Source organism: Phaeobacter sp. JH20_29 (assembly GCF_048056175.1).
GTDB lineage: Bacteria > Pseudomonadota > Alphaproteobacteria > Rhodobacterales > Rhodobacteraceae > Phaeobacter > Phaeobacter bryozoorum.
This window is the reverse complement of record NZ_JAYMWO010000018.1, coordinates 195,958-215,891: the sequence shown is the minus strand read 5'-3', so window position 1 is coordinate 215,891 and position 19,934 is coordinate 195,958. Positions and strand designations below refer to the sequence as shown.

Below are 19,934 nucleotides of genomic sequence, written 5' to 3'. Positions count from 1 at the left end.
CCAGTCTATTCGACCGGGGGCACCTCGTTTCCCTCATCGTCGCCATCTTCGGCGCTCTCATCCTCGCCGTCATCAGCCTCAGTTTTGAGCTGAAGCATCGGAAAGGCCTTGTTCAACGCCTGCGCCAGATAGGGCGCAGCGACGGCATAGCCGCCGAGGTCATCCAGAACAGCAGCGGCGTCCTCGGTCGGCACACCCTTGCCGTCATTCAGAAATGCAGCCCACGCATCGATGATGACTTTGACGCCCTGATTACCCGCAATGAGCTGGTTCAGGATGACATCAAAGTTCTCGCCGCGCGCCTCTTCCAGATCCGCCATGGCCAGGGTGGAACATTTCAGCTTGTGGGTTTTCTTGCCCACTGCCACCGATACAGAACTGATCACAGTGCGGCCCCCTTCGTCCAATCCAATGGACCACTAGGACGCAGCTCCAACGCCAGCATCAGATCGTTGTCGAAATCGGTGTCGGGAACCCCAGGGGTGACAAAGGCGACGTACTGGAACTTGTCACCCGTGCTCTGCAGCCCTTCAATCGGGGGCAGCTGAACCCGAAAATGAACCAGCTTGTTGGCGTTGTCGTATCCGATTGCCTTTTCCTGAAGGTCAGGGTGGTAGAAGCAATTCAGGGTCACTTCCGAGGTGTCTTTCATCCCGCGACCCCATTCACGAAACCGTCCCGGGCTGCTCAAAGAAGTGCGATCACGGGTTTCCGTGGTAACCTTGGGGATCGCAATCGTTTTACAACCAGGCACCTCAGCCCAGGTAGCGCCGTCCTCGGACCATTCGACGTCGCATTCGTCTGCTGCAATGACCAGATCTGCTGTCATCTCAATTCCTCACATCATGTTTGAAAAGCCGGATCTCCGGCCAAGGTTCAGGCGCGATACCGCACCGAGATATCCAGCAATTGTTGCCGGATGATATCGCCACCGGTCTCGGATGATCCGTCCCGGCGCGATAGTTCGCGGCAGCGGATCACCGACCCGCTGCGCAATTCGGTCAATAGCTCTGAAACCGCCCTGCCTAGGGCTGCAGCCTCAGGGTAGGTTTCCGCAGACACATTGATCTGCACCCGTGCGGTTTCGACATCCGCGCGGCCGGTTTGGGAATAGCCGGTCACTGTGCTGATCCGCTGCAATGAGATGCGCGGCAAGCCAACGGCTTTGTTAAAGGCCAGCCACGCAACCGGGTGTCCAAGCGTCAAAAGCGCCTGATAGAGATCATCTTCCATCCCTACCCCCTTGCAGCCTTGCGGGCGGCGCGGGCGACAGTCTTCTCAATTTCCGCCCAAATCTCGCGTTTCAGGATCTCCAGCACACGCTCGCGGTTTGCATCCCAAGCGGGACGCATGAACGGATCCGCCATGACAGCCCCGACATATTTGCCCGACTCGTGGTAGCGATCGCCGGTGCCGAACTCGATCAGATGGGCATGCGGTGCATGTGATCCATCCTGCTGGACCGGGCCGACATACATCGCAACCTTGCTGCGGCCCTGATCGCCCCGCGCCCGCCCTTTTTGCCCCCGCGCCAGTTTACTGGTCACAGCGATCACAAAGGGTGATCCTTCTGCCGAACGAGCCACCGGCTGAAGCGCTTTCTTCATGGCCCGGCGGGTGACACCTTTTGCGGTCCCACGCGCCAAAGCACCGAGGGCGCGCTCAATATCGCCCGCCCCCTCAATCTTCATTTTCATGGACATGCTACACCTCTGGCCTGCCGGTTCGGTGCACCGTAAACTCTAGCCAACGGCGGCGACCCAGTTCTTTCACGCCGGAGATGGACCAGATACTGCCATCAAATCGGATCTTGTGATCCTCATCCAGCAACGCCGACGCGCGGGAATATCGGATCACAAAACGCGCATCCGTCTTTTGCTCTACCGCCGCCGCCCGCAGTTTCTCAGCGTCACTCACAGGGGTGTATTTCGCCCACCTGGTCGCAACCGTTTCGAAGCCGTCCTCCTTGGTCTCTCCAAGCCCAACCGGCACCAATCGGGGCTTCACGATGTCAATGCGGCGATCCAAGCGACCCGCCATATCAAGCCACCTCAAATGGTCGGATGTAGCGGGCCTGTTTGATCAGCAGTCTCACACCAAAAGATAACTGCGGCACAGTCTCTCCCTCGATCGAAACACCAGCGTCAAGCCACTCTTTCGCCAAGAGGAAAACAGCTTGGCGTAGCCGCGGGAAGGTGGAAACATCAGCGCCACCAACGCGCGCCTGAATGCGCAGCAGATCGCCTTGGACAGAACGACCCACCCAGGACTGACCAATCACCAACTGCGGCTCATCATGCGCCTGCTGGAGCCACGCCCCACCAAGAGGCTGATCCAGCCAGCCTCCTGCCCCATCATCAACCGCAAGCCCAGTCAGCTCCTGAACGGGCAGAACCGGAAACCACCACCGAGACCAATGGCCACGAACGACGATAAATTCGACCAGACGCGGGGTGACCGGGCGACCAGTCGCAGTCGCAACTGCCGCCTCAGCAGATTCCAACACCAAGCCAAGAGCTGGATCGTTCTCCGCCTCGTCATCCATCATGTGAACAGAACGCTTGAAATCGTCCAGTTCGAAACCTGATGGAATGGCATCCACTTCAATCACCCGCATCAGTTCGCCACCTTACGCCTTAGCGCCCTGTTTGGGCGGTGCGCCGGCGGTCTTCTTGGTGGCACCCTTGGCTGCTTCCTCATCCACAGCAGCGGCCACCTCTGGATCTGCGGCTGCACCTGTTTCCGCAGCGGCGGTGCGGTTCAAAAGCTCGCGCTCCCGCGTAGCCAATTCTGCCTCACGGTCTGCGAGCTCCTGCTCGCGCTGACTGAGTGCATCCGCTTTTTCAGCGAACTCTGTTTCAGCGTCGGAGATCATTTTCCGAACCCCATCAGCATCAAGGTCAATCTCACCGACAACGGCGACACCGCGCGCTTTGGGCTTATCCGGGTCATAAGGAACACAAACCCCGGCAGGCCACTTTTTCACAACATCGGGGGCGAACCCGGCAATATCGCCACGAACAAAGCGACCATGCGCGCGCAGGAATTCCACGATTACTTTCGTCATTTCAGCAATCCTTGATTTCAGGAAAAAAGAGAAAGCCCCGACGATCACCGCCGAGGCCCAGATCATAAAGGGAAGGTTCGCACCTTAGAGGCTCCAGCCCACCCCGTTCAGACCGGCGATGGCTTCATCGTGCATCGGTGCCATGTCATGCTCCGCAATCGCCCGCATCAGGGTCAAATCGCTCTGGAACGCCGACACGGTATCTCCAGCCTGATTGACATACGCAGCTTCAGAGCTGGTGCCGAATGTGATTTGCAGCGCATCACCGATCATGATCTCGGCAAAGTCTGCAAAGTAGATTTCGGTTTCATCTCCACCAACGCCAAGATTGTCAGGGATCTGCGATGTGGTTTTGATCGGGTAGCCGTGCAGGGTGCCGCTGTCATCAATCGACGGGAATACCTTGAACCCGTTCGGCCAGCGCAGGCTTGCAAGGAAGTTCTTGGCAGATGCGCGCATGATCCAACCAGGTGCAACCATCGCCACATTGGCATCTTCAACTTTGCTCTTGATACGCCGAATGGCCTGTTCGACCACAGCGGGATCTTTGCCCACAGTCGCCTCCCAGTGATCTGCCAACGCCCAATGACGCAGCCCCTTAGGAAGGACACCCGAACCATCAAACCGCAGGAATGCCAGATCGTTTTTCAGGCCCATCTCCCGCAGAATGTCATTGCGCACCATGATTGCGATCGACGCGCTGGAATGGCGCAGCAGCGAGTTGCCCACTGGCACAAGCGAGGTCAGTTTACGGAACTTTTCTTCCACCTTGTCAAACGTCGGCTCGCTCTCAACCATTGCAGCATTCTCGCCGCCATAGGAAGCGCTGGCAGGTGTCGCCTGCCGCGCATTGCGCAGCTCACCCGCAGGCAGGTCATGCACAACCGCACCAGAAGCACGCACCGTCACACGCGGGCGCAGAAGCTCGATTACCTGCGTCGCCTGCGGGCGCGGCAGGGTGACCCCACCAGCCCCTTCACTTGCACCGGACAGGGCTGCGGATACGGCGCTGTGACCGTCCTTTTCCAAAGACTCCACCGCCTTGTCACGATCACCTTTGGCGTTGATCAGCGCATGAGCCATAAAGCCGATCTCGATCCCCTTTTCCTCAGGGTTTGCCACCGCAGCAGGGGCTGCCTGAGGCGCAGTGACCGCCTCCAATTCAGAGGTCGCCGTCGCGGCCTTGGCGTCCTCGATCGCTTGGGCACGGTTCAGCTTGACCTGCACCTTTTTGAAGTCCGCTTCGGAGGCTTCAAATGCGGTCACCGCCGCCTTGATTGCATCCCCATCAGGAGTATCGGCACCTTCCAGATCCTCGATTGTTTGGGCCTTGATTTGCATGTCGTCCGCCGCTGCCTTCAGCATGCGGCGAAGATCGTTGATATCCATGTTGTTTCTCCTTTTGACATGGAAGGCTGCACCCGCGCAGCCCAATTGGCCCCGCCGCAAATGCGCGAGGTCTACACAGGCCGAATTGGCCGCCGAGAGTTAGAGAGAGGCTTTCGCCTGTGCCGCTTTAGCCCGCGCCATCATGGCCCGCACCTGCCTCTGCTGCGGCGGGGCATAGAGCGCCGAAACCCGCGCTATAAAGGTAGAGATTTCCTCAAGGCCATCTGCCAGCCCACGCTCAACCGCATCTTGACCCCAGAAAACATCCCCGCCATGTGCGGTGTTTCCGTTGCGGCTCAGGCTCACCCTGAGATCGTCGATCGGGATCCCGCGACCTTCAGAAACCGCAGCGTGAAAATCTGCCTCCATCGCGTTCAGGCGGTCCAGCGCTAACGCCCGCCCCTCTTCCGTGGACAGGTCAGGACGCTTGGCTCCGGCATGTTGCGAGGTCAAAATATAGTCCTGATAACCTGAACTACCCGACTGCACCGGCTGGTTGCTGTTCATCATGGTGCCGACCGACCCGACCCACGCGCCAGGGCTGACGATGATTTCTGTGCACTGGCTGGCAAGCCAGTAGCCAGCAGAAGCCGCAAGCGGATAGACAAACGCATGCACCGGCTTCACCGCAGCACAAGCCTTGACCGCCTCGACTGCACCCTGAACACCTACGACCGCCCCACCCGGCGTGTCAAAAAACAACACCACACCGCGCACCTCATCACTGGCAGCAAGCGCGCCCATGGTGTCAATCAGCCCGTGATAGGTGGCCCAACCAAACCAGCGCTCAAGGATTTCAGAATTTGGAGACAGGACACCGCGAACAGGCACATAGGCAATGCCACGATGGACCGCATAGCGCTCGCCCCGTTCGACGTTGACGCCAGCGCCGACCATAGCCTGCATCGCGTCGACACTCTCAGGAGCTTGACCTGGAAGAACAGCGTCAAGCATGGGTAGATACTCCGCACAGATCGCAACCGCAGCTGTTCCCAGTAGCGCACCAATGGTTGTCCCGCTCATTTCTCTTTCCCCTTTGCGTCCTTGCTGTCATCCCGCGTCATGTTCGGTGCAGGGTTCATTTTGTCGCCGCCCTCAGTTGGCGGCAGGCCAAGCTTTTTCCGCCCATCGTTCGGGGTGTATACGGGACCACCAACCGCCTTGGTCACCGCCTCGATCTGATCCTTGATTGTCGGCTGTAGTAGCGCCCCAAAATCATGACGCAGGAACAATCCTCGATCGCGCTCACCCCGTGTAAGGATCGACAGCGCCAACGTCTGTTCTGCCAAACCTGACCAATGCAGCAGACAATCTGTCAGATAGTCGATCGCCTGCTGCTCCCCATTTGCCTTCACGCCGTATTCCAGCATCTGCAATTTGGACGGCGGCATACGGTAGATTGCGGCCAGTTGCTCACGATCAAATTTGCGGCTGGACAACAGCTCCTGATCTGCGGCGGTCAGATCCAGGCTCTTGATATCGTCATCAGGACCAAGCACGGGAATGCCGTCCGAATTTGGGTTGGTCAGATGATCCTTCAACCGCTTCGCATTTCGGGTCCGCGCGCCGTCGTCTTCATAGTGATCGCCCAGCTTCATGAACGCCTTGGAATGCGCGCCGGAAACAGACCGCGCAGCCGACTCCTGCCCCGCAAATGCAAGCCCTACTGTCTCACTGGCCACCTGTAGCGGAGAACGCCCCGTCCAACCATCCAGAGCCATGTAACGCAGATGCACCATCGATCGGCTGGGAACACGACGATACACACCCGCCCCATCGGTAAAATCGTAAAACCGGGCGCGGCCAGCCCGCAGTGGATTGCATCCATCTTGATCAATCACCTCGATCATTTCCAGATCACCGCCACCATCACGGGGGCCATATGCAAAACCATTGCCACGCAGGGCCCAAGCATAGACCAGCGCAAAGCGCATGACCTTTGCGGGCACACCCTCTGATGCCTCGACGTTCAGCAGATAGGCCGCAGGATGATCGCGCACTCGGACCGCCTGACCATCCGCCTTGCGCTCCCAGATCTTCAGCGGAACCTTGGACAGATCCCCGGCAATATTATTACAGCAGGCAAACACCGTGCCATGTTGCTCCGCCCGCCGCGCAGTGACATTTGGCAGGCGCTGAGACCCGGTGCCACCACGGCCGCCACCGAAACCGATTTCAGTCATCCACGGTTCTGGACGCGCCACACCAGAGGTATCGGCTACAGCCTCGACCATCGGCGGCTCAACCCGAACCGGCATTTCAGTATTGGCCGAATTACCGCGTGTGATTTCCAGACCGAAGACTTTCATACGACCTCAACTTCCCGCGCCTTGCGTTTCTCTTCGCCCACCTCAGCCCGCCCCAGCGCCATAATGGCAGCTACGGCGGCATCGATACGCCCCGTCGATTTCTTCTTGTTCGGCTTGATGTTCTCCGCCGCATCTTCGTCGCGATGAACATTGCTGACCTGCCATGCCAGGACGGGATTGCCGCCATGGCGGATCTTGCCCTGGGCCACCTTTTCCTCGAACCGCTTCATTGGGTTCGACATTGAGCCATAGCCCTGCCGGTGTTCGACCATCGGGAACCGGCGCTTATCCAGCTTGTCAGCCAGATACTTCATGCCCCAGGGGTCATAGGCCACTTCCTGCAAATCGAAATGCTTGCGGATCCACTCAAGTCGATCGGCGATGGCATCCTCATCAATGGTCCCGCCCTGATGAACCTCCAGCCAGCCCTGATCCCTCCAGCCCACGTATTCGCGTTTTTCCGTCTGTGCTCTCTGGATGAACCCCTTCGGCCCCGCCGGTAGAAAGGTGTAGGTGATCAGATAGATCACCCCATCGACAGGCACCGCCACCACGATCGCTGTGGTGTCGACCTTGTTTGACAGATCCAACCCGACCCAGGCTTTGCGCCCATAGAGCATCGCCGGATCAAACGGCGCTTTCGCAAGGCCCTGATCCCAGACATCCCTTGCAATCCAAGTCTCCGCACCCTCGGTCCAAAGGTTCAGGTGAAACCTTTTGAAGTTCGGCATCCGGCCCGCAATGGCCAACGCTTTCTTGAGCGTGTCCTGCATCGCATCGATCTGCTTACTGACACCCAGGTTCGGGTTTCCCATGGCCCAGAACTGCGGATCTGCCGGATCACAGTCCGCAGGCGGCTCCGCGATGAACCCAAAGAAGGAATCATCTTCAACGGACCCGCGCAGGACACTCTCACCATAGTCGCGCAACTCGCCGCAGAGTGAGCTGCGGTCTTGCCCAGCCGTAGTGATTACCCAGTCAATTGGCTGCGCCCGCGCAATCATCGATTCAACAATCGTGTCTGCCAGTTCCCGATCGGTCCAGCGGTGCATTTCATCACGCGCCAAGAAGCTGGGGTTAATCCCGTCCGAGGAATCCCCGTCACGGCTCAGACACGCGATGAGACCATCAGTCCGAGGACTTTCGATCGACGCGCGCCAGACCCTCATCATCTGGCGCAACAGCGGCGATCGCTTGATCATCCGCTTCATCTCTTTGAACAGCAGACCGGCCTGATCTTTGGTGGTTGCAGCACAGTACCCCTGCGGTGCCGCCTCCCCGTCAAACAACTGAGTGTAGAGCATCGGCACAGCCGTATCGGTGGTCTTGCCGTTCTTCTTGCCAACCTGATGATAGGTTGAGCGAAACCGGCGCAGGCCGGTCTCAGCACGTTTCCACCCGAAGACCGACCCGTGCCGGAACTCTTGCCACGGCTCCAGCTTCAGCGGCTGGCCAGCCATGGGCCCGGTTGTGTGCTGGAGCATGCCACCCCAGCGAATAATCCGACTGGCCGCCTCGCAATCAAAGACCAGACCCCGATCTGCCCCGGTCTCAAGATCCAGCAAGTGGCGCTCGCAGGCCATGCGAACCAGTTCACCAGCGACAGTATCCCCTTCAACCACCCCGAGCGCATAACGGGATACCGGGTGGTCAATTGGTTCCATTCAACTGTTTCATGACCTCATCGAAGAGATCACCCTGATCACCGCCCTCCAAGCGGGCGGCATCGACTGGAGACAGGCCGAATAGCGCAGAGTCTCGCCGCATGCTCGCGGCGGCACTATCCTGCAATGCCAGCGCTGGATGTTTACGGCGCTGGTTGCCATTGCGGCCCTTACCGGTTTCATAAAACAGGCCTTCAAGCGCCAGCGTATTCGTGGCCTGGATAAAGTTCGACACCGCTGAACAATAAGAACCGAACTGATATTTGTAGAGCAGTTCAAGCCGCCCCTTCTTGACCAGCTCCGGCGCTAGCTCATCCCAGACCTGCCGTCCCAGATCATCAAGGAAATCCGGCGCAACCGGGATCTCTTTGGGCATGTCACCTTTCATGGGAATGACATTTTCAAGGTTCGGCTTGCGTCCCTTCATCTCTGCCCCTCCTTTCAAAGTGGGTTTTTTTCTCCAATTTCACGCTCGCGAAAACAAAGGTATGGCCGCCGGTTACGGATATAACGCCCTTAATTTCTGGATACCCCCCCACCGTGGAAGACCTCGCGCGCCGTCTTTCGGCTGTGGCACCTGTGGCAAAGCGACTGCCAGTTCTTGCGATCCCAGAATAGTTTCCGATCACCTTTGTGAGGCTCGATGTGGTCAACATCCGTTGCCGGTTCGATCACACCCAATTCGCCACAATCGCGGCACAGAGGGAACTGGCGCAGGAACGCCTTGCTAGCAGCGCGCCAGCGTGGATCCGCATAGAGCGCTCTCGCCATCAGCGCCGCCTCTGATGTCTGCGCCTTGGCCCGTCGCGCCTTCAGCTTGCCCTGACGCTCCGCCTCATGCTGATCACAGTGAGACAACCCAGGCAGCGCATAGTCTTCGCAGCCAGAGGCCACACAGATCTTTAGCTGCGGCACGGGAAATCCTCACTGTTCAGGAAGCACCAACGCAAAAACGCCCGCCGGTTTCCCGTGGGCGCATTTCGTGATGATGTACTATTCATGCCTCGCAGGTGACTTAAGTGTCAACACCCTTTCTCACACTGACAGATCATAGCCCTGCATTCTGTCCAGAGCCTCGCAGAGAGATAGGCGCAAAGCGCTAACAGCCTGCCCGTTCTTTGCCCAGCCATGCGAAACCAAGACGCCCTCCAGCGACAGATCGCCAAGGCACACCAAATCGACAAGACGCCGAACATAGATGGCCGACCGCTTCCGCCCACCGTTCTGTGACGGACGAATACGCCGCACCTCCTTTGCCAACCCATCGCCGATCCTACGCTGCAACGCGCGCAACCGTTGGAAGTCGCGGAAGATCGCCTCTTCCCGATCACCGCCGCCACCACTGGAATTGACCGCCTCAAGGGAGGAGCACTTGACACCCGATGCGCTCACCCGCTCCACCAACGAGGCATAGTCTCGGCCCGCGCTGATCTGCCCGGGCGTGAACGGCGGCACATAGGGCTGCGGATCTTTCCCCTCCAGCTCCAACCGGTGCTGAACCGCCCGATGCGCCTTACGTGCGGCGCGATCCATCTCATCGAACACATCAGCCACCCGCGCGGCATCCCTGCCTTCATGCCCTGACTTGACCGCCGCAAAGCCACCGTTGCCCGTCGCCCGGATTTCTCGCGGTGTGAATTGGATCATGGGGCCGCGCCCCGGCGCCAGCGGGATTGCGTCACCACAAGCCAACGGTACAGCACCGCGCGCCTTGATTGCGGCAATCCGGTCAACCTCGGCCTGCAGCCGCGCGACACCATCGGGCGCGACGATCACCACATGTTCGGTCATGCTGCACCCCCGCTCTCGACGATCGCAACAATGCGCCGGCACTTCTCTGATGCTTGCGCGCGCGCTGACCGCAGCCGCTGATCTTCCTCGGATACGACACCGCCGCGTTGCTCGGCTTCTGCCATCCGAGTAATGCGCCGCCTGGCCTCAAGTGACCGCTCGCGGATCTGGCGCACATCGTATTCGCGCGGCCACACCCGATGGCTCCGCAGATGCGCCAACAGTTCCGGCGCAAAATCCTCCGCCATCGCAGCCTTGCCGAGGGCACCGCCGAACACCGCGCGGAACAAGGGCGAGGCGTCATCGGCAGGCGCTTGGATCTGTGCCGCCCAGCCCAGCACCTTGGCGGCAATCGGAAACCGATCCTTGCTCTTGCCGCTGGGCATCGATCGCACCTGTTCGGCCAACGCCTGCAGGTTCAGATCCGTCATATAGGCCAGCTTGCCGCAGAGTTCGTCCTGCATCACCTTGAATTGCGCCACCGTCATTCCCGATGGCTTCACCAACCCCAACCGGGTCAGCGGATCAATCAGGTGCTCCCGCACCCGCTTCTCGCCCGCGTGTTGCTCTCTAGCGTCCATATCTGCTCTGCCTTTCTTCTAAGCAATTCCAAGTTATCCACAGGCGTCCCGCCAGAGTTCTGCGCTAGTAAGGTGTTCTGTATTATTCTGTTTTGTTCTGTTCTGTTCTGTAGGGCAATTTCACTTGCCGGGTGAAATCGTGCTGAAATGTAGTGAAATCATTTCAGTTGTATTTCAGTAGGATTTCACGTGCGCCGATGCGCCGACAGCGGCGTCACAGCGCCGGTATACCCCAGCACCTCGGCCATCGCCGCCCGCAGGTTGTCAGGCGTGATGTAGATGTCAGCATGATCGAAATGCTCTGCCAACATCTGGATTGCACCCTTGTCCGCAGCAATATGCTCGGGAACACCCATTTCCTGCATCTTGGTGCGGATCTTGTGCCGCTTCAGCGCCATCCGCGAGGAATCCCGCGCCGCGTCCCTGCCGCGCTTACGCTTGTACATGTCCTTGACCACTTCCTCGATATCAGGATGGCCGAGGCGCTCGGTCATTGCCCCAGTCCTGGGATCTTCGACCAACACGGTGATCCACCCTTTTAAGACCCGCGCGCGCACGGCAAGCCACTCATCCAGGCTGCGAAACCGCGCGAGGTCGGCCAACTCGATATCATCAGTCGGCAGGGTGCCTGCTGGGTCTTCCCGCATGGCCTCTGCCTGAAGGATCACGGCGGTGCCGATATCCTCCCGTCGCCCCGCCATCACCGACGTGCGCACAAAGGAAGAGCCGAGGAACTGATGCCCATGAAACGGAAACCAGTCATGCGACGATAGGGTTTCCCCCAGTTTCAGCGGCCATGGGTCAGGCATCGCCTGCGCCACGTCATTGATTTGGCCGTCCATACTGACCTCCCTGCTGCTCGATATTTTTCTTACGAACCGTCTGAAACGCGCGACCATGCGCGTGGCTGTGTCGAACGAACTCTACCCCGCCCCGACGCTGCAGAAGCATCCGGTCCAGCTCTTTGAAATCGGCGTCCCAGTCGGCAGATTGCTCACGCCGCTTGGCCACCTGCTTACAGCCATAGACCACAGTCGTATGGCACTGCTGGCCGAGGGCCGTAGCGATGGCCGAGACACCCAATTGCGTATGCCTGCGCAGCATCACCATCGCCATTTGACGCGGCCAGGACACCCGCCGTGACCGGTCAGGCCCGATCAGCACATCGGCCGTCAGCTGATAGAAGTCGGCGACGGTTTGGACGATCTCGTGTGATATCAGACGGCGCTGCTGCCGTGGCGATGTCCGAGATGTGCCAGCCGGGACCGAGGCGAGAACATCAGCCATCAGGCACCCCCGTTCAGCAGATAAACAGGCCGCATCGCGCCTAATCCGCCACAGACAGCGCGCCAGACCTCTGCCGACTGCCGCCAGCCCTCGATCGGGGGCACCACGACGATCTCAGCAACGCGAGAAACCGGGCCAACCTCAACGCTGGCCGCGCCAGCCTCAAACGCCGATAGCGCAGGCGACAAGGGCAGCAGCCCTGCCCCTTTCATCAACCCCGCCCATTCCGCCGCATAATCAGCGGCCAGCACCGGACCACCGGGAAAATCCGAATAAGGCGTGGCGAGGCAGGCAACGCGCCCCCGTTCGCGCGCAGCAACGTCATCAAGCGTCACGCCTGCGCGCAGCAAATCTGTCACACCCCAATACCACCGCAACCAGACCCAATCAGGCCGGTCAGGAAACGCCAAAGCGCAGGACTGAAGGTCAAGCATGGCAACCCCCTTGGAAAAAGGGGCGCGCGGCACAAGCTGCACCAACGCGCCCAGGTTCCATCAGGGAGGATAAGGGGGCCACATGCAGGCGCGCCTGCCCCCGATCGGCGACGAAGCGAGGGTGGCGGCCCTCTGTGCCCGCTGCGTTTTTGGTGAATGAAACTGCCGACCTAAGGGTGGACGCGAGACATTTGCACAAGCTAGAGTTGCGCATCTTTTCGATTAGGAAATAGCGATGAAAAAAAACACTTTTGCACCCCTCATCCCCATTCTGATGACCACTGCAAGCCTTCCTGAAGTCGCACACGCTGAAATCATCTTCGATCGGGATAGGGTACAGGCCGAATGTACCGACAAATGGGCGACCGACTTCAGCATGGTCAAATACTGTATGGACGAACGTAAAGAGGGGTTTGACTACTTTCAGAAAGCCCACGAAATCGTCGCAGACATTGCCGGTCCCACCCTTGACTACTGCGCAAACAAGTGGGGCCACAAATGGGACATGACAGCATATTGCACGCGCGAAAATCTCGACGCCATGCGCTCCGTTCCAGCCACGACCGCAGGACTCCCGAAAGAAACCGCTGACAGGATCTTGCTTGATTGCTCCAAAAAATGGCAGCCGCAGTGGGACATGATTGCATACTGCACAGGTAACCAAGCAACGGCCTGGAAGAGTATCAACAACTGAAACCCGATCATGCACTGATCTCAACGGGCGGCGTCCCGATGCCGCCCCGCCAAATCGACATGGGTTGTGCGACCTGCAACCTATAGTCATTGCGCGTCACCCGCAGCAGCCATGTTATCGACAAAGCTAGCGCGCTCGAACGGAACATCAGGAAATGGAAGTTTTACCCGATCCTCAACGGACAATCCCAACAACGGTATCTTATAAGATCCCGTCATTTCGTGGCCTCCTTTTCAGCTTCACCAAGAGCATCGAGAATAGCCACGACTGTTCCATGCGAAGGCCCGGCGATCTTCCCACCCTCCAATCGGCAGACATAGTTGGAAGAGGTTAGCCCCGCACGACGGCACAACTCCGCCTGTGAGAGACCAAGTGCCTCACGTCGAGTTTTGATGTCTTGAATGCAGTCTGTCATTTTTGACGCCATTTATACATGTTGGTATATAAATATACTCAAGCGTATAACTGTCAACGCCTAATCCGTCTTGCGCCCTATACCGATACGTACTACCGTTTTCGTTGATTGGGAGAGCTAAGCCGAGCACATGGACAACGCCGCAAGAAACAGACTGAAAGCAGCCCTTGCGAATAGCGATTGGACTGCTGACGCGCTAAGCAACAATCTCTTTGGAACAGCGACTTATGTTTCTCGCGTCACGACCGGTCGTATCCAGGATCCGTCACCGACACGCTTGCAAGCCATATGCGATGCCCTCGAGGTGGATATCACCTTCATTTTGACCGGCCGCACTAGCTCTCCAGACCGTGAAGAGCTGATCAACAGTCTTGCGAACGCACCTGAGAGCGTGATCTCTGATGTTGCTGAGTTTGTTCGGCAACATGGTCTTGTGAAGAAGTAAACAGCTTCAACCTCTCCAGATAGAACCGACGTATGGCCTGCAACTCACAGTCGGTTGACTGGGCTATTGCAGTGGCGATGTCCTGAAAGCTTGTCATTCGTCGGGATCTCGCTGTCAAAATTGATATTGATTTATACATTTGGGTATACTACCTAGAGGTTAGTTATGGTCAAGGAATTTGCGATGAACCCTCATGTAAAGTTAGCTTTTGACACATTGTCGCGCTTTTCAGATTTCGGATGTGCGATCGGGATTTTGTTCAACAACGGCCATCCTAAGTACTCGCACTTCACCTACCCTCCATCATTTTTGGAAGCGTACCATGAGACGGACATGGCCCTAAGAGATGCCACTTTGAGATTTGGCCTTACCCAAAATGGCCGCATTGGCTGGTCCGAGCTAGAAGAACGTGGCTGGGATACATCGGCCTTTGAAATGGCGAGATCATTTGGAATTGAGGATGGCGTCTGCTTTGCGCTCGAGATCGAAGGACGCAAAACCATTGCAAGCATATCACACCGCAAAGGCCGCCCGCCGTCCGATGCCACACTTGACTTGTGCATGGACGCGTTGAGCTTGGCAACTTTAAGCTCCCTTGAAGAACGCAGAACACTAGTATTGTCGCAGGGCACGCTGGACTACCTGTCAGCTATTTCCCAGGGAGGAAAATTGAACGAAGTAGCAGAAATACTGGGCCTGACCTACTCAGGCGCTCGAGCAAGACGCGTGAATGCGCTCGACGAAATTGGCGCAAGCACCGATGCCCAGGCGGTTGTAATAGCTATCCGGGAAGGTGCATTCAGCCCTTACCGAACGGTATAGAGAAACCAGAAAGCTTAAATCCTAAACTACTCTTGGATTCTAGATTCAGGAGTAGAAAATGATTTCAATCGTAGGCCCAAATCCCTCCGAAGTAAGTCACCAGAATATATTAGATTTCATGGCGGTTAGGAAATCGGAGTTTGTAGATCGGCTAGGATGGGATCTCGTCCACACATCGAAAGTTGAATGGGATGAGTACGACCTACCGAATGCTCAATTCATAGTAGCATATGAAGACGGGAAGTGTATCGGTGGCGCGCGCCTTATGCGCACCGACAGCATAACACCACGGCGCCAGGGACCGGATCTTTCTTACATGCTGGCCGATTTCCTATCAGGTGCTCTTCCAGTTGATTTTGACCCCACCGCAATGAAAGCCGACTTACACCCGAGCGCTGATTTGTGGGAAATGACCCGCTTCGTGGGAAGCCCCCACGTCACTAGGGAGATACTTGCACGCGCAAACGAATATTTGGCTGGGGTTGGGGCGGAGGCAGTCATCACCTTGTCCCCCCGGCTGATGCCTTTGGCACTCAGGCGGCTGGGGTACAAAGTGAGCGTGTTGAGTAAGCCCGTCAATTTCGATGGCCTAGAGTATGTCGCCCTGAGAACCGATATTCGCAGCGACATGCGCAAAACTGGCTAGGGCGCTTCTCACATTCATCACATTTGTACCTGTATGTATATTTACCGCTTGATTTATACCTTTTGGTATAATTATGTACATACAGGTACAGATTTTGAATGGAGTACAGCGTGGAAGATGTATTTGAGACGAGAGCGGCACCTGTTCACGCCACATGCAATAGTGAGCAGGATCTACTTACCGATGCGCTGGACACTGCGGGCAACCCAGCAGCGCACTGTAACAATCCAAATAAATTCGTTTGGTCATGGTCGATTCTGAAATCCGCCCGAGGCCAGCGCGTCAATTTCGATAAGCTTGACGAACCCGCGCACCGGATTGAGCCACCCAGCAGGGTCGCGGACCGCATCCGCCGTCACATCGCCGCAACGGGCCTACCCGCCCGTCCGCCAGCATTGATCGCCCAAGGTGCGATCGCATGACCCGCCAGCCCTTTGCCGAGATGCCACCCGCCCAACAGGCGGGGATCCTCTGCAATGATCCGCGCTTTCAGGAATTTGCCGCACAGCGCAGCGGCTTTCCCGGCAAGTCACTGATGACCAGCGCCGCCGCTGAATACGTCCGCATGATCTGCGGCGTGAACAGCCGTGGCCTGCTCAACAGCAACAAGGCCGCTGCCGACCGCTTTGCCGCCCTGCGCACCGAATTCGACGCCTGGACAGGCAAAATCGCGACCCCGTACCGGTGATCGGAGCAACCATGCAAACCAGAGCACATACCCCACCCCGTGTACCTGTCACACGTACACAGGCCGTGCCAATGCAGACCGGCAACAGGCTGAAAAAGATCGAAATATTCGGCCTCAAGGCGCTGTGGCTTCACTTTGCCGACGAAATGGACCTGCGCCGCCTCGCAATCCTTCATCTGCGTATCCGCAGAAAAGAACGCGCCCTGCACGAGTTGAAAGAAGAGCAACGCCAGATCAGGCGAAAATGCACCCGCCGAATGCAGCGCGCCAGAAGCAGCAGTTGACTACACCCGCAGCGCGAGCGCTGCGACCAGGGCGCGGCACCCACTCACGGAAACCGGCCGCGCCCCAAATGGAACCAAGCACCGAAAGGCCCTAAGATGAACGCTCACAGTGAAATCAAGACTGATGTCGCCACCAAATCACTCAAGGTCGACATCTCAGAACTTCGCGCCGCCCTCGCTTGGGTCAACAAGGTGCGGGAAACGTGGTCTCGCATCCCGATCTTGAGCCAGAACCTGTTTAAGGTTGAAGACGGTCAGCTGACTATTACTGCCACCTGCCTTGATCGCGAAGCACGTCAGACACTCTCCTGCGACACCTCTGACGCTTGGTCATTTGTGATGAACGGCCACCGGGTGATGAAAGTCACGGCAGGTCTGTCCGGCACCGTCACCATTGAGCACGACATTGCCAAGGATCTCCTCACACTGACGGCTGACGGCATGTCCCTGGCCATGAACGTTATGGCACCGCCAGAGGACTGGCCAACTATCAATAAGCAAAAGCCCCTGGGCGGCATTGAGGTCGGTGAAAACGTCCTCCTCCGCGCGCTTACCTTGGTCAAACCGTGCATCTCGACCGAAGAAACCCGATACTATCTGAACGGGATCTACTGGACCTCACACGACGGTGCGTCACGCATGGTGACGACGAACGGGCATAGGCTCGCGCTCCTGGATCTTGAAGCTCCAAATCCGCCATTTGATGTGATCTTCCCGCGGATCGGCATAACGCCGCTTTCAGCCATGCTGACCGCAAACGGCAATCAGCTTTCCAAGATCACTTATCGCGGTGCCGATAAGACGCCCACCCTTCTTAGTATTGAGATCGGCGACCGAGAACTGCACTGCAAACTGATCGATGGCACATATCCCGATTACAACCGGGTCATCCCCTCAGTCGACGGGGAACAGGCGTTCGATATCATCATTCCCAAATCCGCCACTCAGCGCCTCCGCTTGATGGCTGGACCGGACGACCTTGGCTGCAAGATTTCCCCTGAAAAGGGCACTATGACGATTGGCCGAGAGGATCACGATGGCAAGTTGTCTGTGACTTATGCCGCCAAGGGCAAGTCTGGGCCGGATATCGGTTTCAACACTGTCTACCTGGCGCAGACGACAGCAACGATGGGGGACGTTCGTTTGCGCGCGAAAGACAAGGGCGCGCCTGCCTTGGCTACCAGTGAGGCACATACGGATCTGATCATGGTCCTGATGCCGATGCGGGTTTGAACCGCCTTATAGCCCTGAAAACGCACCTCTTTGATGGAGAGAGATATGGCTAAAGTCCTGATCGGATGTGAAACCAGCGGTATTGTCAGAGAGGCATTCCTTGCCCTCGGGCATGATGCGTGGTCGTGCGATCTGCTGCCCTCCGACACGCCGACCAATCGCCACATTCAAGGCGACATTCGCGATGTCATGCAGGACAGCTGGGATCTGATGGCCGTGATGCACCCGCCATGCACTCGACTTTGCAACAGCGGCGTGCGGTGGCTGACACAAGCGCCAACGGGCCGCAGTCTTGATGAAATGTGGCGCGAGCTGGACGATGGCGCAGCGCTCTTTTCAGCCTGCTGGAACGTGCCCCACATCCCATGCGTGGCTATCGAAAACCCGGTAATGCACCGTCACGCCAAAGAGCGGATCGAGAACTACGAACCGCCAGCCCAAACCGTGCAGCCATGGCAGTTTGGCAGCGCCCCCGACGGCCCCGACAATGAAAAAAAGCGGACCTGTCTTTGGCTTCGCGGCCTGCCCCAACTGAGCCACACCGGCACCCTAGACGGCAGCACCGCCCGCGACAGCGTTCACAAAGCCAGCCCCGGCGCTGATCGTTGGAAGATCCGCAGCAAGTTCTTTCCAGGCCTTGCCGCTGCGATGGCTGATCAATGGGGCGCTGCATCGCAGGCCCGCTACGCGGCCGCAGCCGCTTAACCCCAACCCCCTATCGGGAGCCAGATATGACACAGCAACTCATCGCCGTAGATGCAAATGCGCTCGCAAGCCTTCAGGACGAGCTGACGGAAATAAAGCGCCTCCTATTGTCCTCAAAAATCAGCCCGCCAGCAAAATGGATCACGGTCGCGGAATACGCGCAAAAGGTGGGGAAATCCGAGGCGACCGTAAGACGATGGATCAGGGATGGCCAGCTTGAGCGAAAGCAGAAGTTGGTCAAGAATCCAGATGCCTAATCGAGGCGCTTGGCCAGCTCTTCAGCGCTTTCATTGTAGTACACGCGCAGCTGCCTCAAATCCGTGTGCCCCACCATCCGGGCCAGCGCCAGTACATCGAGCTTTCTTGAGAGCGCAGTGATCGCCGCATGACGGGAATCATGGAACGTTAGCCCCGTGACAGCCGCCCTATCCCGCAGTTTTCTAAACAGAACATCCAACTGGCGAGACGAAAGACCAAACACCGGATTGAGATCCGGCAAAGCTCGTAGCAGCTCAACCGCCTTGGTCGACAACGGAACCTCTCGCGGCCTGCCATTCTTGGTATGTGTAAGCAGAGCCACCCGGCGATCCAGATCAACCCGATCCCATTCCAACCCAGCAATTTCGCCTGCGCGCATTGCGCTTTCCATAGCGAATTTGAACGCATGGAAAGCGCGAGCCGTTGCTTTGTTCAGATCTTCTCCTGCGCTGATCTGCATTGCCTCTATCTCAGCAGAGGTCGGCAATCGGTCACGCGGCTGCGGTTTCGTCGGCTTACGCACATCGCTAATGGGGTTCGCAGAGATCAATTCCCACTCTTTCCTCGCAACGTTCAGCACCGAAGACATGAGCTGCATCTCGCGAATTACGCTCGCGGGCGCGACTTCCTTTAGGCGCTGATCACGCCACTTTGCGAAATCTCTGGCAGACAAATTTTCCAGCCGGATCTTGGCGATCTCATCTCGACCGATCTTTTCCAGCCGTATCACCTCCCAGCGATGCCCCCGCTTTGAAGGTGATACCTCGCGAGCATAGCGCTCAAACAGCTCGCCCAGCGTCAGCTTCGCCGCAACCTTGTCCTGGTTCAAGATCTCGAACTCAGCCCGAGCGGCCCAGTCTTTGGCCTCTTGCTTTGTCGGAAATACCTTTGACTTTCTGACACCATTGCGGGCAACCTCGGCCCGATATCCCGATTTTAGCTTACGAATAGACGCCATGAATTACGCACCGTGCGGAAAATATGCGTAAACGAATACACATTCCTGCAGATCATGGGTAGCCACTCAGGCCGCCAAAATCCGTAACCACTTTGTTTTAGATGGATAAATATTCAAACATGTTCAGTTCTGTTTGAATGATGGTGCGGTCGAGAAGACTCGAACTTCCACGGGTGTTACCCCACAGCGACCTCAACGCTGCGCGTCTACCAATTCCGCCACGACCGCACTGTCTTGACTTGGTGTAGCGGCGTATAGACGAGC

General features: G+C 57.7%; 30 protein-coding genes and 1 tRNA gene. 10 read left to right on the top strand and 21 right to left on the bottom strand.

The window, feature by feature from the left end; all coding sequences use genetic code 11:
• Positions 1-5: 5 nt before the first annotated feature.
• From VWZ85_RS16005 to VWZ85_RS15920, 18 genes are all read right to left on the bottom strand, one after another.
• Positions 6-386 carry a hypothetical protein gene (locus VWZ85_RS16005; protein ID WP_416535823.1) on the bottom strand — a complete coding sequence of 127 codons (381 nt, stop codon included), beginning with the start codon at positions 384-386 and terminating at the stop codon, positions 6-8.
• Entirely contained in the window at positions 383-829 is a 447-nt protein-coding gene (locus VWZ85_RS16000; protein ID WP_102873919.1) for a hypothetical protein, read from the bottom strand. Before VWZ85_RS16000 ends, VWZ85_RS16005 begins: the two co-directional genes overlap by 4 nt.
• A 47-nt stretch (positions 830-876) precedes the next feature.
• Positions 877-1,233 (bottom strand): tail completion protein gp17, encoded by a 357-nt coding sequence (gene gp17, locus VWZ85_RS15995; RefSeq protein ID WP_416589077.1) that lies wholly within the window; start codon positions 1,231-1,233, stop codon positions 877-879.
• Positions 1,234-1,235: 2 nt separating this feature from the next.
• Positions 1,236-1,697, bottom strand: a complete 462-nt coding sequence (locus tag VWZ85_RS15990; RefSeq protein ID WP_254695555.1) for a hypothetical protein — start codon at positions 1,695-1,697, stop codon at positions 1,236-1,238.
• 7 nt (positions 1,698-1,704) lie between these two features.
• Positions 1,705-2,040, bottom strand: coding sequence for a phage head closure protein (locus tag VWZ85_RS15985; RefSeq protein WP_416589074.1), 336 nt, complete (start codon positions 2,038-2,040; stop codon positions 1,705-1,707).
• Between the two features lies 1 nt (position 2,041).
• Positions 2,042-2,617: a hypothetical protein gene (locus VWZ85_RS15980; RefSeq protein ID WP_416589072.1), complete on the bottom strand. Its 576-nt coding sequence runs from the start codon at positions 2,615-2,617 to the stop codon at positions 2,042-2,044.
• Positions 2,618-2,629: 12 nt separating this feature from the next.
• Positions 2,630-3,133, bottom strand: a complete 504-nt coding sequence (locus VWZ85_RS15975; RefSeq protein ID WP_416589070.1) for a hypothetical protein — start codon at positions 3,131-3,133, stop codon at positions 2,630-2,632.
• Positions 3,134-3,151: 18 nt separating this feature from the next.
• On the bottom strand, positions 3,152-4,456 hold the full coding sequence (locus VWZ85_RS15970) for a phage major capsid protein (RefSeq protein ID WP_416589068.1): 1,305 nt from the start codon (positions 4,454-4,456) through the stop codon (positions 3,152-3,154).
• A gap of 99 nt (positions 4,457-4,555) precedes the next feature.
• Positions 4,556-5,479: a S49 family peptidase gene (locus VWZ85_RS15965; RefSeq protein WP_416589066.1), complete on the bottom strand. Its 924-nt coding sequence runs from the start codon at positions 5,477-5,479 to the stop codon at positions 4,556-4,558.
• Complete coding sequence (locus VWZ85_RS15960) at positions 5,476-6,765, bottom strand: phage portal protein (protein ID WP_416589065.1); 1,290 nt, start codon at positions 6,763-6,765, stop codon at positions 5,476-5,478. Before VWZ85_RS15960 ends, VWZ85_RS15965 begins: the two co-directional genes overlap by 4 nt.
• The gene (locus tag VWZ85_RS15955; protein WP_416589063.1) at positions 6,762-8,429 is read right to left on the bottom strand and encodes a terminase large subunit; all 1,668 of its coding nucleotides are present in this window, start codon (positions 8,427-8,429) and stop codon (positions 6,762-6,764) included. Before VWZ85_RS15955 ends, VWZ85_RS15960 begins: the two co-directional genes overlap by 4 nt.
• Positions 8,416-8,856, bottom strand: coding sequence for a phage terminase small subunit P27 family (locus VWZ85_RS15950; RefSeq protein ID WP_416589061.1), 441 nt, complete (start codon positions 8,854-8,856; stop codon positions 8,416-8,418). Before VWZ85_RS15950 ends, VWZ85_RS15955 begins: the two co-directional genes overlap by 14 nt.
• 89 nt (positions 8,857-8,945) lie before the next feature.
• Positions 8,946-9,344 (bottom strand): HNH endonuclease signature motif containing protein, encoded by a 399-nt coding sequence (locus VWZ85_RS15945; protein WP_416589059.1) that lies wholly within the window; start codon positions 9,342-9,344, stop codon positions 8,946-8,948.
• 120 nt (positions 9,345-9,464) lie between these two features.
• A complete protein-coding gene (locus VWZ85_RS15940) occupies positions 9,465-10,220 on the bottom strand; it encodes a hypothetical protein (protein ID WP_416589057.1) in 756 nt (251 codons plus the stop codon).
• Positions 10,217-10,801 carry a hypothetical protein gene (locus tag VWZ85_RS15935; protein WP_416589055.1) on the bottom strand — a complete coding sequence of 195 codons (585 nt, stop codon included), beginning with the start codon at positions 10,799-10,801 and terminating at the stop codon, positions 10,217-10,219. The genes VWZ85_RS15940 and VWZ85_RS15935 overlap by 4 nt, the downstream gene beginning before the upstream one ends.
• A gap of 185 nt (positions 10,802-10,986) precedes the next feature.
• Positions 10,987-11,643 (bottom strand): hypothetical protein, encoded by a 657-nt coding sequence (locus VWZ85_RS15930; RefSeq protein WP_416589053.1) that lies wholly within the window; start codon positions 11,641-11,643, stop codon positions 10,987-10,989.
• Entirely contained in the window at positions 11,624-12,088 is a 465-nt protein-coding gene (locus VWZ85_RS15925) for a helix-turn-helix domain-containing protein (RefSeq protein WP_416589051.1), read from the bottom strand. The genes VWZ85_RS15930 and VWZ85_RS15925 overlap by 20 nt, the downstream gene beginning before the upstream one ends.
• On the bottom strand, positions 12,088-12,522 hold the full coding sequence (locus tag VWZ85_RS15920; RefSeq protein WP_416589049.1) for a hypothetical protein: 435 nt from the start codon (positions 12,520-12,522) through the stop codon (positions 12,088-12,090). The genes VWZ85_RS15925 and VWZ85_RS15920 overlap by 1 nt, the downstream gene beginning before the upstream one ends.
• 235 nt (positions 12,523-12,757) lie before the next feature.
• Here VWZ85_RS15920 and VWZ85_RS15915 point away from each other — a divergent pair, with 235 nt between their 5' ends.
• Complete coding sequence (locus VWZ85_RS15915) at positions 12,758-13,216, top strand: hypothetical protein (RefSeq protein WP_416589047.1); 459 nt, start codon at positions 12,758-12,760, stop codon at positions 13,214-13,216.
• A 214-nt stretch (positions 13,217-13,430) separates the two neighbouring features.
• Here the strand turns inward: VWZ85_RS15915 and VWZ85_RS15910 are convergent, their stop codons facing one another.
• Complete coding sequence (locus VWZ85_RS15910; protein WP_416589044.1) at positions 13,431-13,631, bottom strand: helix-turn-helix domain-containing protein; 201 nt, start codon at positions 13,629-13,631, stop codon at positions 13,431-13,433.
• A 130-nt stretch (positions 13,632-13,761) separates the two neighbouring features.
• Between VWZ85_RS15910 and VWZ85_RS15905 the strand changes: the two genes are divergently transcribed.
• The 9 genes from VWZ85_RS15905 to VWZ85_RS15865 all read left to right on the top strand — a co-directional run bounded on the left by VWZ85_RS15905 (position 13,762) and on the right by VWZ85_RS15865 (position 18,711).
• Positions 13,762-14,076, top strand: coding sequence for a helix-turn-helix domain-containing protein (locus tag VWZ85_RS15905; RefSeq protein WP_416589042.1), 315 nt, complete (start codon positions 13,762-13,764; stop codon positions 14,074-14,076).
• A gap of 165 nt (positions 14,077-14,241) precedes the next feature.
• Positions 14,242-14,898 carry an autoinducer binding domain-containing protein gene (locus VWZ85_RS15900; protein ID WP_416589041.1) on the top strand — a complete coding sequence of 219 codons (657 nt, stop codon included), beginning with the start codon at positions 14,242-14,244 and terminating at the stop codon, positions 14,896-14,898.
• A gap of 58 nt (positions 14,899-14,956) precedes the next feature.
• A complete protein-coding gene (locus VWZ85_RS15895; RefSeq protein WP_416589039.1) occupies positions 14,957-15,544 on the top strand; it encodes an acyl-homoserine-lactone synthase in 588 nt (195 codons plus the stop codon).
• Positions 15,545-15,654: 110 nt separating this feature from the next.
• Positions 15,655-15,966, top strand: a complete 312-nt coding sequence (locus tag VWZ85_RS15890) for a hypothetical protein (RefSeq protein WP_416589037.1) — start codon at positions 15,655-15,657, stop codon at positions 15,964-15,966.
• The gene (locus VWZ85_RS15885; RefSeq protein ID WP_416589035.1) at positions 15,963-16,232 is read left to right on the top strand and encodes a hypothetical protein; all 270 of its coding nucleotides are present in this window, start codon (positions 15,963-15,965) and stop codon (positions 16,230-16,232) included. The genes VWZ85_RS15890 and VWZ85_RS15885 overlap by 4 nt, the downstream gene beginning before the upstream one ends.
• A gap of 71 nt (positions 16,233-16,303) precedes the next feature.
• On the top strand, positions 16,304-16,516 hold the full coding sequence (locus VWZ85_RS15880; RefSeq protein ID WP_416589033.1) for a hypothetical protein: 213 nt from the start codon (positions 16,304-16,306) through the stop codon (positions 16,514-16,516).
• Between the two features lie 96 nt (positions 16,517-16,612).
• A complete protein-coding gene (locus VWZ85_RS15875; RefSeq protein ID WP_416589030.1) occupies positions 16,613-17,749 on the top strand; it encodes a DNA polymerase III subunit beta in 1,137 nt (378 codons plus the stop codon).
• Positions 17,750-17,794: 45 nt separating this feature from the next.
• Positions 17,795-18,454, top strand: a complete 660-nt coding sequence (locus VWZ85_RS15870; protein ID WP_416535798.1) for a hypothetical protein — start codon at positions 17,795-17,797, stop codon at positions 18,452-18,454.
• Between the two features lie 26 nt (positions 18,455-18,480).
• Positions 18,481-18,711 (top strand): hypothetical protein, encoded by a 231-nt coding sequence (locus VWZ85_RS15865; RefSeq protein WP_052465769.1) that lies wholly within the window; start codon positions 18,481-18,483, stop codon positions 18,709-18,711.
• Here the strand turns inward: VWZ85_RS15865 and VWZ85_RS15860 are convergent.
• Complete coding sequence (locus VWZ85_RS15860; protein WP_416589029.1) at positions 18,708-19,670, bottom strand: tyrosine-type recombinase/integrase; 963 nt, start codon at positions 19,668-19,670, stop codon at positions 18,708-18,710. The genes VWZ85_RS15865 and VWZ85_RS15860 overlap by 4 nt on opposite strands.
• Positions 19,671-19,811: 141 nt before the next feature.
• Positions 19,812-19,898 (bottom strand) — tRNA-Leu (locus VWZ85_RS15855).
• Positions 19,899-19,934: the final 36 nt, after the last annotated feature.